This window comes from Sinomonas sp. (genome assembly GCF_036848755.1).
Classification (GTDB): domain Bacteria; phylum Actinomycetota; class Actinomycetes; order Actinomycetales; family Micrococcaceae; genus Sinomonas.
Map to the genome: position 1 here is coordinate 1 of NZ_DAIUJO010000114.1, position 11,245 is coordinate 11,245.

Annotated in this window: 12 protein-coding genes; 3 read left to right on the plus strand and 9 right to left on the minus strand. The window is 68.3% G+C overall.

What is annotated here, in order from left to right:
- Window positions 1–345: 345 nt before the first annotated feature.
- Window positions 346–1,197, minus strand: a complete 852-nt coding sequence (locus tag V7053_RS15370) for a type IV toxin-antitoxin system AbiEi family antitoxin domain-containing protein (protein ID WP_334173146.1) — start codon at window positions 1,195–1,197, stop codon at window positions 346–348.
- Between the two features lie 170 nt (window positions 1,198–1,367).
- Complete coding sequence (locus V7053_RS15375; protein ID WP_334173147.1) at window positions 1,368–2,378, minus strand: P1 family peptidase; 1,011 nt, start codon at window positions 2,376–2,378, stop codon at window positions 1,368–1,370.
- Window positions 2,379–2,617: 239 nt separating this feature from the next.
- Here V7053_RS15375 and V7053_RS15380 point away from each other — a divergent pair, with 239 nt between their 5' ends.
- The 3 genes from V7053_RS15380 to V7053_RS15390 are packed head-to-tail and all read left to right on the plus strand — an operon-like array spanning window position 2,618 to window position 5,886.
- The gene (locus tag V7053_RS15380) at window positions 2,618–3,568 is read left to right on the plus strand and encodes a carbohydrate ABC transporter permease (protein ID WP_334173148.1); all 951 of its coding nucleotides are present in this window, start codon (window positions 2,618–2,620) and stop codon (window positions 3,566–3,568) included.
- Window positions 3,565–4,482: a carbohydrate ABC transporter permease gene (locus tag V7053_RS15385; protein WP_334173149.1), complete on the plus strand. Its 918-nt coding sequence runs from the start codon at window positions 3,565–3,567 to the stop codon at window positions 4,480–4,482. The genes V7053_RS15380 and V7053_RS15385 overlap by 4 nt, the downstream gene beginning before the upstream one ends.
- A 57-nt stretch (window positions 4,483–4,539) precedes the next feature.
- Window positions 4,540–5,886 carry an ABC transporter substrate-binding protein gene (locus V7053_RS15390; protein ID WP_334173150.1) on the plus strand — a complete coding sequence of 449 codons (1,347 nt, stop codon included), beginning with the start codon at window positions 4,540–4,542 and terminating at the stop codon, window positions 5,884–5,886.
- Window positions 5,887–6,034: 148 nt separating this feature from the next.
- Here the strand turns inward: V7053_RS15390 and V7053_RS15395 are convergent, their stop codons facing one another.
- The 7 genes from V7053_RS15395 to V7053_RS15425 all read right to left on the minus strand — a co-directional run.
- Window positions 6,035–6,958 (minus strand): NADP-dependent oxidoreductase, encoded by a 924-nt coding sequence (locus tag V7053_RS15395; RefSeq protein ID WP_334173151.1) that lies wholly within the window; start codon window positions 6,956–6,958, stop codon window positions 6,035–6,037.
- Between the two features lie 45 nt (window positions 6,959–7,003).
- Entirely contained in the window at window positions 7,004–7,831 is an 828-nt protein-coding gene (map, locus tag V7053_RS15400; protein WP_334173152.1) for a type I methionyl aminopeptidase, read from the minus strand.
- A 127-nt stretch (window positions 7,832–7,958) separates the two neighbouring features.
- A complete protein-coding gene (locus tag V7053_RS15405) occupies window positions 7,959–8,543 on the minus strand; it encodes an adenylate kinase (protein ID WP_334173153.1) in 585 nt (194 codons plus the stop codon).
- On the minus strand, window positions 8,540–9,862 hold the full coding sequence (gene secY / locus V7053_RS15410) for a preprotein translocase subunit SecY (RefSeq protein ID WP_334173154.1): 1,323 nt from the start codon (window positions 9,860–9,862) through the stop codon (window positions 8,540–8,542). The genes V7053_RS15405 and secY overlap by 4 nt, the downstream gene beginning before the upstream one ends.
- A 301-nt stretch (window positions 9,863–10,163) precedes the next feature.
- Window positions 10,164–10,634 carry a 50S ribosomal protein L15 gene (rplO, locus tag V7053_RS15415; protein ID WP_334173155.1) on the minus strand — a complete coding sequence of 157 codons (471 nt, stop codon included), beginning with the start codon at window positions 10,632–10,634 and terminating at the stop codon, window positions 10,164–10,166.
- The gene (rpmD, locus tag V7053_RS15420) at window positions 10,634–10,840 is read right to left on the minus strand and encodes a 50S ribosomal protein L30 (protein WP_323277223.1); all 207 of its coding nucleotides are present in this window, start codon (window positions 10,838–10,840) and stop codon (window positions 10,634–10,636) included. The genes rplO and rpmD overlap by 1 nt, the downstream gene beginning before the upstream one ends.
- Window positions 10,841–10,843: 3 nt before the next feature.
- A partial coding sequence (locus V7053_RS15425; protein WP_334173156.1) for a ribosomal protein S5 occupies window positions 10,844–11,245 on the minus strand: 402 nt, incomplete at its 5' end.

Below are 11,245 nucleotides of genomic sequence, written 5' to 3' on the forward strand. Positions count from 1 at the left end.
GTCACGACGCCCTCGATCTCGATGACACCGTCCTTCTTGGCCATAGCCTCCGCTATCTGTTGTGCCGCCGGGCACACGTGCTCCCGGTGGTCGTCTATGGTTTGATTCGACCGGCGGCAGCTCCCCGAAAAGGGCACAGCTGGGCCGACAGCCAACAAACAACTGTACGCCAGACTCGGCCGGAAGTTAAATCCGCCTATCGTACACGCGGTCGCCCGCGGCTTTCACGGCCCGTGGGAGTTTCACCACCTTCTGCCAGCCGACCGCGGCACGTCCGGGCGGCGCGCCGGTGGGGGGCGCCGTCGTCCGCTCAAAGGCTGGTGAGACTCCGACGCCGCCCAACGCCTACAGCTCGTCGAGCCGTGGCAGGCCGCCGAGCCGGAGCCGCGCCTCCACCATCTCGCGGACCTGGCGCACCATCTCCTCCGGGCGGTGGACGATGTCCGCGTAGCCGAAACGCGCCACGGCGAAGCCGAGCGCCTGGGCGGTGTTGTCGCGCCGATAGTCCTTGAGGCGCCGCTTCGGCGCCTCGTGCTCCCTGCCGTCGGTCTCGACGTCGACGCAGTCCTCGACGAGCAGGTCCATCGAGCCGACGCCGCGGACGTCGACCTGCGGCTCGACGCGCAGGCCAGCCCGTCGCAGGTGGGTTCGGGCCAGGGTCTCGAGGAGCGACTCGGCGCCGACGTCGACCAGGTCGAGGATGCGACGGGCCGGGGCATTGCGGCGCCCCGGCAGCCGCTCCCGAAGGAAGTCCATCGAGAACCCCTGCTGCGACGCCGATTCGACCATGACGAGGGCCTCGAGCTCGGGCAGGCACTGCAGCGCATGCAGCAGCACGTCGGCCTTCGACGCAACCCATCCCTCCGGCTCCCCCGGGAGCCAGCTCTTCCGGTGGACCACGGCCCTCTCCGCCGACAGCGTCCCGTCCGCCCTCAGCACGTGGATCTTCTCCGGACGGCGCAGGATCCACAGCCCATGATGGGTCGCGGCTGAGACGCACGTGAGCCGGGAGTTGGTTGCCGCGCACCGCACGAGCAGCGGGTCAGTCCCCGGGAGGGCGTAGATGCCGGGCCGCGGGCGCCCGATGCGCCCCGCAGTGACCGCGCGGGTGAGCTCCCGCTCCCGCACCCCGGCCGTGAGAAGCTGCCGCGTCCGCGCGACACCGCCCCAGCTGAGCAGGGGCTGAACCGGGTCCACGCTGTCATCGTGCCGCGCGTCGAGGGGACGACTGCGGTGCTCTGCGCGCTATGTGGATAAGTGGCCGGTCCGAGCCTCACCACTTTTCGGGCGGACGACGGCGGGACTCGCCGCAGGCCGGGACGGCGCGCCGAGGAGGCGGCTCAGAACGTGGTGAGGGGCCGACGCCCTCACTCAGCCGGCGCCGGGTACGGCGCCCAGGTTCCGGCCGGGGTCGTCACCGCCGTCGCCGAGCGGACGCCGTCGAGGATCGCGAGCCGCACGGCCTCTGCGGCGGCCGTCTGGACGAAGAAGAGGGCGAGCTGCCGTGCGAAGTCGGGCTCGCGCTCGAATGCGACCGCCCGGGTCGAGAGCGCGAAGATCGTGTCCCCATCCACGATGGTGTGGCTCGGATTGAGCGCGCGGGCGAGCCCCGCGTGGGCCGCCGTCGCCGTCCGCTTGCACTCCGCTGGGGTGAGCACGGCGTTCGTCGCGACGACTGCGAGCGTCGTATTGGCGGACGACGGCGCCCGGCCTCCGACCGCTGCTGCCTCGAACCCGGGTAGCGCCTCGCCCGGGAACACGGGGGCACCGGCCGCGTTGACGACGGCGAGCGCGCCCACGACGAGCCCCTCCGGAAGGACGACTGCCGGGGCGCCCGGCGGCCCCTCGACGGGACCCGCGGGGAGGGCCACCGAGGCCATCCCGACGCCTCCCTTGTACCTTCCCCGCGCGAACACCGCACCGGTCCCGGCACCCACGCAGCCGCGGAGCGCGCCGTCGTCCGCGCCGCCCGAGGCGACGGCGGCCGCCGCGGCCTCGAAGCCCATCGCGGTGTCGGGCCGCTTCGAGAAGTCGCCGCCGCGCCCGAGGTCGAAGATCACGGCGGCGGGCACGATCGGTACGACGCCGCCCAGAACGCCGAAGCCCTGCCCTTCGGACTCGAGGAACTGCTGGACGCCGGCCGCCGCGGCGAGCCCGTAGGCGCTTCCCCCGCACAAGGCGACGCCGTCCACGTTCTGGGCGAGCGTCGAGGGGTCGAGCGCATCCGTCTCGCTCGTTCCGGGACCTCCGCCCCGGACGTCCACACCCCCCGCCGAACCCGGAGGGGCGAGGACGGCCGTCACGCCGGTGAGCCAGCCGTCGCCGACGCGCTGGGCGTGGCCCACGCGCATCCCGGGGACATCGAGGAGGGATCCCATGTGCACATTGTGCCCCACCGCGCACCACGCATGACCCGCGATCAAACAAAGAGTTAACTCTCGGGCAAGGCTCGGACAACTCTCCCTCTCTCGGCCCGAGATCGCGGTTTCCCGGCCCCACGGCTGTGGTGCACTGGTTCCTGCATTCCACCAGACATCACCTCCCGCGTGATGCCCAGAATCGGTGATGCCCACCATGAACGCCTGTCGGGGGACTAGGTGAGGAGCACGACACACCCATGACCAACCTCGAATTGGACCGCCGTGAAGCGGTCTCGCCACCCACGCCCGCCCCGCGCCGGCGCCCACGATGGTCGGCCCGCGGCCGCAAAGACTTCCTGGTCTTCCTCGCGATGGCACTGCCGAACCTCGTCCTCATCGCGGTCTTCACCTACAGGCCGCTCATCGCGAACATCCAGTACTCGATGCTGGACTGGACGCTGGGAGCCTCGACCGCCCGGGTCGTCGGCCTGGACAACTACGTCGAGTTCTTCACGGGCGGCGACGCCCCGCGCGTCCTCGGCACGACCGCCGTCTTCACCGTGTTCACCGTAGGCCTGTCCATGGTCCTGGGCCTCCTCGTGGCCCTCGCCCTGAACTCCAGAGTCCGCGGAACGACGTTCGCGCGGGCGGCCGTCTTTGCGCCCTACGTCCTCTCCGGGGTCGGAGTGGGCCTCGTGTGGATGTTCATCTTCGACCCGGGCTACGGCGTCCTCGCGTGGATCCTCAAGGGGCTCGGCACCAAGAGCCCGGAGTGGTTCAACGACCCCCACCTGGCCCTCACGATGATCACGATCGTCTACGTGTGGAAGAACCTCGGCTACTGCGCCGTCGTGTACCTCGCGGGCCTGCAGTCGCTGCCCACGGACGTCATGGAGGCCGCGGCGCTCGACGGCGCCGGGCCGGTGCGCCGCTTCTGGAACATGGCACTCCCGCTCCTCTCCCCCACGACGTTCTTCCTGCTCATCACCACGATCCTCTCGAGCCTCCAGGCCTTCGACCTCATCCGCGTGATGACCCCGCTCGGCGACGGGACGAGCACCCTGATCTACGAGGCGTACCTGCAGGCCTTCGGCGCCTACAACCGCGCCGGGTACTCGGCGTCGATCTCCGTGGTGCTCTTCGTGATCCTGCTTGTCGTCACGGTGATCCAGATCCGCTTCGTCGAAAAGAAGGTGCACTACGCATGAGCGCCCCCGCACCCGTTGCCGTCACGGACGCCCCCGGAGGAGCCCCCGGCGCCGCCCCCGTCCGCGACCGCGCCTTCTCGAAGGCCAACCTCGTCAAGACGATCGCGGGCGGCTACGTCCCGCTCGTGCTCGCCACGCTCGTCGTGTTCCTCCCGCTCGCGTGGATGGTGCTCAGCTCCTTCAAGACGCCCGGTGAGATCGTCACGACGGATCTCAAGATCTTCCCCGAGCAGCCCTACACCCAGAACTACGTCGACGCGACCACGACCGTGCCGTTCGGCCGGTTCTTCCTCAACTCGACGATCGTCACGTTCGTCGGCTCCGCCATCAAGGTAGCCCTCGCGATCCTCACGGCGTATGCCCTCGTCTTCGTGAGGTTCCCCTTCAAGAACGTGATCTTCGTCCTGATCCTCGTCGCACTCATGGTGCCCTCGCAGGTCGCGATCCTCCCGAACTTCGTGCTCATCGCGGGCATGGGCGGGAAGAACACGCTCTGGGGCATCATCCTCCCCGGTCTCGGCACGGCGTTCGGCACGTTCCTGCTCCGCCAGCACTTCATGACGCTCCCGGGCTCGCTCCTCGAAGCCGCCGAGCTCGACGGCGCGGGGCACTGGGGCCGGCTGTGGCGGATCGTCGTTCCCGTCTCGCTTCCCGCCATCGCCACCGTGGCGCTAGTGACCATCGTCAGCGAGTGGAACGACTACATCTGGCCGCTCATCATCACCGACCGCCCCGAGACGATGACCCTGCCCGTCGGACTGACCCTCCTCCAGAACTCCGAGGGCAACGTCGGAAACGGCTGGGGCATCCTCATGGCCGGCGCCGTGCTCGTCATTGTTCCCGTCCTCGTGGTCTTCGCGATGCTCCAGCGCTACATCGTGGCCGGCCTCACGCAGGGCAGCGTCTCGAACTAGGCAGCGCGACCCATACCTCCCTTCCCATCCGCACCCTCCCACAAGAAAGGCCCACCCATGGCACCCACTCTCGACCGCCGGAAGTTCCTTGCCCTCACCGGGGCTGGGGCCGGCGTCCTCGCCCTCGCCGCGTGCGGGGGTCCCGACACCTCGGGCAGCTCCGCGACCAACCAGAACGCCGAGCTGGACTTCACCAACGTCAAGCCGGCCGCCAGCATCGACTTCTGGACGAACCACCCGGGCCAGTCCCAGAGCGTCGAGCAGCAGCTCATCGAGAAGTTCCAGCAGGCCAACCCGGGCATCAAGGTCAACCTCGTGACCGCTGGCGCGAGCTACGAGGACATCGCGCAGAAGTTCCAGACGGCGCAGGCCGCGAAGTCCGGCCTCCCGGCCGTCGTGGTCCTCTCCGACGTGTGGTGGTTCCGCTACTACATCAACGGCAACATCATCCCGATGGACTCCCTCGCGAAGCAGCTGGGCGTCCAGCTGAGCGACTACCGCGACTCCCTCGTCAAGGACTACCAGTACGGCGGCAAGCAGTGGGCCATGCCGTACGCCCGCTCGACCCCGCTCTTCTACTACAACAAGGACCACTTCAAGGCCGCGGGCCTGCCCGACCGGGCGCCGAAGACCTGGGACGAGTTCGCCGAATGGGCCCCCAAGCTCAAGTCCGCCGGAAGCGCGCAATACGCCTTCATGTACGGCCCGATGGCCGGCTACGCGGGCTGGACCATGCAGAACAACCTGTGGGGCTGGGGCACCGGCTGGTCCAAGGGCTGGGATATCACGTGCGACTCGGACGACGCGGTCGCGGCGATGCAGTGGGCGCAGGACACCGTCTACAAGGACAAGTGGGCCGGTGTCTCGTCCAAGGACCAGTCGGTCGACTTCGCCGCGGGCATCGCCTCGACGACCCTCGCGTCGACGGGATCGCTCGTGGGGGTCCTCAAGAGCGCCAAGTTCAACGTCGGCGTCGGCTTCCTCCCGGGCGGCCCGAAGGCGAGCACCAACGTGTGCCCCACGGGCGGTGCAGGCCTCGGCATCCCGTCCGGCATCTCCAAGGAGCAGCAGCTCGCCGCCGCGACCTTCATCAAGTTCGTGGGCGAGCCGGAGAACGCCGCGCTGTTCTCCGCTGCGACGGGCTACATGCCGGTCCGCAAGTCGGCCGACATGACGACCGTGCTCGCCAAGACGCCTCAGATCCAGACTGCGATCGATCAGCTCGCCGTCACGCGGGTCCAGGACAACGCGCGCGTGTTCCTCCCCGGCGCGGACCAGGAGATGGGCAAGAGCGCAGCCCGGATCCTCACCCAGCAGGGCGACGTGAAGGCAGAGATGTCGGCGCTCAAGAAGACGCTCGAGGGCATCTACGAGAAGGACGTCAAGCCGAAGCTCACGGCCTGACCCGGAGCGCCCTGCCCAACTGACGCGCGGAGCGCCCTGCCCAACTGACGCGCGGAGCGCCCTGCCCGAAGTGGCGGGAGACGACGACGGCGCCGCTCGCCTTCCGGTGAGCGGCGCCGTCGTCCGTTCTTGGGTCCGGGGGGAGAGATCAGACCCTGACGACGATCTTTCCCCGGACATGCCCGGTTTCGAGCTTGCGGTACGCCTCGGCGGCGTCCGCGAGGTCGAAGACCTCGGCGATCTCGATCTTGAGGCTCCCCCGGGCTGCGAGCCCCGCGAGCTCGGCGAGGTTCGCCCGGTCGGGGCGCACCCAGACGTACTGGCCGCCGTACACGTCGCGCGCCCGGCTGTCGGTGATCGACGCAACGAGGCCGCCGTCGCGCAGGAGCGCCGGAACCGTCTCGACCGCGGAGTGGCCCGCGAAGTCGAGGATGACGTCGAAGCCCTCCGGCACAAGCGCCCGGGCCGACTCGACGAGCCCATCGCCGTACATGACTGGCTCGGCCCCGAGGGAGCGCAAGTGCCCGTGGTTCCGTTTCGAGGCCGTTCCGACGACGCGGGCGCCCGCGAGGACCGCGAGCTGGGTCGCGAACGAACCGACCCCGCCGGCCGCGGCGTGGACGAGCACCGTCTGACCGGCAGACACTCCGGCGCGGCGGACGGTCTGGAGCGCGGTGAGGCCCGCGAGCGGCAGCGCGGCTGCCTCCTCGAAGGTCAGCTCCTTCGGCTTGTGAACGGCCGTCCGGACCGGGACTTCGACGAGTTCCGCGAGCGTGCCGCCCGAGATGACGTCCTTGCGGGCATAGGCCAAAATCTCGTCGCCCACCTCGAATTCCGGTGTGTCCAGCCCCGTCTTCACCACGACTCCGGCGACGTCCCATCCGGGGATCACCGGGAAGACCGTGTCGATGAGGCCCTGGAGGTGGCCCTGGCGGACCTTGTAATCGACCGGGTTCAGGCTCGCCGCCTTCACCTGCACGAGCACCGAGTCCGAGCCGGGGTGGGCGTCGCGGACTTCCTTCAGCTCGAGGACCTGGGCATTTCCGAATCGTTCATACGCAATCGCCTTCACGTCTGTCCCGAACGTGCGGCGGGCGCGGGGAATTCCCTGCGGTCGCTACGCCGGGATCGGCACCGGGGTGACGCCGAGGGGCTCGAGCTGGGACGCGCCGCCATCCTCCGCCGTGAGCACCCAGATCCCCCGCTCATGCCGAGCCACGGAGTGCTCCCACTGGCACGAGCGTGCCCCGTCGGTCGTGACAACCGTCCACTCGTCGTCGAGCACGCGGGTCTCGATCGAGCCGCGGACGAGCATCGGCTCGATCGCGACGGCCAGGCCCGGCTTGATCTTGGGCCCGCGATGGCCGGTGCGGTAATTGAGGACGTCCGGAGCCATGTGCATCTCGGAACCGATCCCGTGGCCCACGTAGTCCTCGAGGATTCCCAGCGGCGCGCCCGGCTGCGCAGTCACGAAATCGTCGATCGCGTCCCCGATGTCGCCTACGTGCGTGCCCTTCGCGAAGGCCGCGATGCCGTGCCACATCGCCTGGCGCGTGATCTCCGAGAGCCGCTCGTCCTCGGGGTCGCCGCTCCCGACAATCACGGTGCGGGCGGAGTCCGCGTTCCATCCGCGGACGATGCAGCCGCCGTCGATCGAGAGGATGTCCCCCTCCTTGAGGGTCCTCGGGCCGGGGATGCCGTGAACCACTTCGTCGTTCACCGAGACGCAGATGTGCTTCGGGTAGCCGAAGTAGCCCAGGAAGTTGTACTGTGCGCCGGCCGCGTCGACGATCTCCGCGAACGCCGCGTCCAGCTCATCCGTGGTGACGCCCGGTGCTACGGCGGCGACGGCGGCATCGAGCGCACGGCTCAGCAGCACCCCGGCCTCCGCCATGATGCGAAGCTGGCCGTTGTTCTTGTACTCGATCTTCCGCTGCCCGATCACAGGGTTCCTCTCGCAGAAAGCGGACGACGGCGCCTGCCCACCCGCGCTGCCAGCCCCTGCGGAGTGCCGGGTCGGCAGGCGGACGAGCGGCGCCGTCGTCATTTTGGCCGGTGGCCCGGATCCCGGCTCAGGCCAGGTCCGCAGCCCCGTTCTTGATGGCGGCCAACACGCGCTCGGTGACCTCGTCGATGGCCCCGATGCCATCGACCTTGGTGAGGATCCCGCGCTCGTCGTAGCGGGACACGACGGCCTCCGTCTGCGTGTGGTAGAGCTCGAGGCGGTGGCGGATCACGCCCTCGTTGTCGTCGCTCCGGCCCGTCTCCTTGGCGCGGCCGAGCAGGCGGCGGACGAGTTCCTCGTCCTCTGCCGTGAGCTGGAGGACGACGTCGAGCTGCTGACCCGTCTCGGCGAGGATCTCGTCGAGGTACTCGACCTGGGCGACGGTCCGCGGGTACCCGTCGAGGAGGAAGCCGTCGCGGGCGTCCTCCTGCGCCAGGCGGTCACGCACCATGCTGTTCGTGACGCTGTCCGGGACGAAGTCCCCTGCGTCGATGTACTTCTTCGCCTCGATGCCGAGCGGGGTCTGCTCCTTGACGTTGAAGCGGAAAATGTCCCCGGTCGAGATGGCGACGATGCCAAGTCGTGCCGAGATCCGTTCGGCCTGGGTTCCCTTGCCGGAACCAGGGGGGCCAATGAGCAGCATTCTCGTCATCGCAGGAGTCCTTCGTAGTGTCGCTGTTGGAGCTGTGCATCGATCTGCTTGACCGTCTCGAGGCCCACGCCGACCATGATGAGGATCGACGTCCCGCCGAACGGGAAGTTCGTGTTGGCCTGGACCAGCACGAGGGCGATCAGCGGGATGAGTGCCACGATGCCGAGGTACAGCGAGCCCGGCAGCGTGATGCGTGAAAGTACGTACTGCAGGTAGTCCGCAGTCGGCTTGCCAGCACGGATGCCCGGGATGAAGCCGCCGTACTTCTTCATGTTGTCGGCGACCTCTTCGGGATTGAAGGTGATCGCGACATAGAAGTAGGTGAAGAAGATGATCAGGATGAAGTAGATGATCATGTAGACCGGGTGGTCACCCTTGGTCAGGTTGTTGTTGATCCACTCGACCCACGGCTGGATGTTCGACCCGTCCTTCGGAGTGTTGAACTGCGCCACGAGCGCCGGCAGGTACAGCATCGACGAGGCGAAGATGACCGGGATGACGCCGGCCATGTTGACCTTGACGGGGATGTACGTGGTCGTGCCGCCGACGGTGCGCCGCCCGATCATCCGCTTCGCGTACTGGACCGGGATGCGGCGCTGGGACTGCTCCACGAACACCACGAGGGCCATCGTGACCAGGCCGATCACGAGCACGATGAAGAAGGTGCCCGGGCCCTTCGACGTCCAGATCGCGCCGAGCGACGCGGGGAAGTTCGCCGCGATCGACGTGAAGATGAGCAGCGACATGCCGTTGCCGATGCCCTTCTCGGTCACGAGCTCGCCCATCCACATGATCAGGCCGGTGCCGGCCGTGAGCGTGATGATGATGAGGATCGTCGTGATGATGCTCTGGTCCGGGATGATCTGCAGCTGGCAGTTCGGGAAGAGCTGGCCGGACCGGACGAGCGAGACGAGCGTCGTCGCGTTCAACAGCCCAAGGGCGATCGTCAGGTATCGCGTGTACTGCGTGAGCTTCGTCTGCCCCGCCTGGCCCTCTTCGTAGAGCTCCTGGAACCGCGGGATCACCACCCGCAGCAGCTGCACGATGATGCTCGCCGTGATGTAGGGCATGATGCCGAGCGCGAACACCGACACCTGCAGCAGCGCACCGCCGCTGAACAGGTTCATGAGCTGGTAGATGCCCTGCTGCTGATTCTGCCCGCTCACGAGTGGCGAGAGGCACGTCTTGACGTTGCTGTAGTTGACCCCCGGGGAGGGGATGAACGCGCCCAGACGGAAAATGGCGATGATGCCCAGCGTGAACAGCAGCTTGCGCCGCAGGTCCGGCGTACGGAAAGCCCGGACGATGGCAGAAAGCACGCTTCTCCTCCCCGATCACGAGGAACGTAGGGTGTGGGGCTCGCGCAGAGGATGCGGCGAGCGTGGTACAGCTACCGAGTCTAACTGCCCGGCGCCCGGACCAGATAATTCCGGGGGTTGCGGGGAGGTTGCGACGGCGCTCGGCACGCCCTTCCGCACAGGGCCGCACCGCCGTCGTCGCCTCGTTTCCCCGCGCTGTGTGGGGCTCAAAGCGAAGGGCCCCCACCGCCGTCGTGGGTTCTAACCAACGACGGCCGCAGGGGCCCTCATGCTCACAGCGTCGGCTTGGCTCCGGAGAACGTCAGAGGACGGTCGTGGAGCCGCCGGCGGCGGCGATCTTCTCGGCGGCGGACGTCGAGAACGCGTGTGCGGTGATGTCGAGCTTCACGGAGACGTCGCCGTTGCCCAGCACCTTGACGGGCTGGTTCTTGCGGACGGCGCCCTTCGCGATGAGCTCCTCGACACCCACGGTGCCACCCTCGGGGAACAGCTCGACGAGCCGCTCGAGGTTGACGACCGAGTACTCGACCCGGAACGGGTTCTTGAAGCCGCGAAGCTTCGGCAGGCGCATGTGCAGCGGAAGCTGCCCACCCGCGAAGCCCGCACGCACCTGGTAGCGAGCCTTGGTGCCCTTGGTGCCGCGACCGGCAGTCTTGCCCTTGGAACCCTCACCGCGACCCACACGGGTCTTCGCGGTCTTGGCGCCAGCCGCAGGACGCAGGTGGTGAACCTTGAGCGCGTGAGTCTTCTGCTCAGTTTCGTTCTCAGCCATTACTTCGCCTCCTCAACCTTCACGAGGTGCGGAACCGTGTTGATCATGCCCACGGTCACGGCGTCGGCCTTGCGGACGACAGTGTGACCGATGCGCTTGAGGCCCAGGGAGCGCAGCGTCTCGCGCTGGTTCTGCTTGGCGCCGATGACGCCCTTGATCTGGGTGATCTCCAACGTGGCGTCGGAGGGAGCCAGGTTCTTCGACATGACTCATGCACCTGCCTTCTGGTTCTCGATGTTGCGGACCATGGCGGCCGGCGCGATCTCGTCCAGGGGCAGGCCACGACGGGCGGCGACAGCCTGCGGCTCCTCAAGGCCCTTCAGCGCCTCAATCGTCGCGTGGACGATGTTGATCGCGTTGGAGGAACCCAGGGACTTCGACAGCACGTCGTGGATACCCGCGCACTCGAGGACCGCGCGCACCGGGCCGCCGGCGATAACGCCGGTACCCGGGGCAGCCGGGCGCAGCATGACGACGCCGGCTGCGGCCTCGCCCTGCACGCGGTGCGGAACGGTCGTGCCGATACGGGGGACGCGGAAGAAGGACTTCTTGGCCTCCTCGACGCCCTTGGCGATGGCCGCGGGAACTTCCTTGGCCTTGCCGTAGCCGAC

Excerpts from the sequence above, each read along its gene's own strand:
- V7053_RS15390 (WP_334173150.1), top strand. The coding sequence starts at position 4,540 with ATGGCACCCACTCTCGACCGCCGGAAGTTCCTTGCCCTCACCGGGGCT.
- V7053_RS15405 (WP_334173153.1), bottom strand. The coding sequence starts at position 8,543 with ATGACGAGAATGCTGCTCATTGGCCCCCCTGGTTCCGGCAAGGGAACC.
- V7053_RS15375 (WP_334173147.1), bottom strand. The coding sequence starts at position 2,378 with ATGGGATCCCTCCTCGATGTCCCCGGGATGCGCGTGGGCCACGCCCAG.
- V7053_RS15385 (WP_334173149.1), top strand. The coding sequence starts at position 3,565 with ATGAGCGCCCCCGCACCCGTTGCCGTCACGGACGCCCCCGGAGGAGCC.
- rpmD (WP_323277223.1), bottom strand. The coding sequence starts at position 10,840 with ATGTCGAAGAACCTGGCTCCCTCCGACGCCACGTTGGAGATCACCCAG.
- rplO (WP_334173155.1), bottom strand. The coding sequence starts at position 10,634 with ATGGCTGAGAACGAAACTGAGCAGAAGACTCACGCGCTCAAGGTTCAC.
- V7053_RS15380 (WP_334173148.1), top strand. The coding sequence starts at position 2,618 with ATGACCAACCTCGAATTGGACCGCCGTGAAGCGGTCTCGCCACCCACG.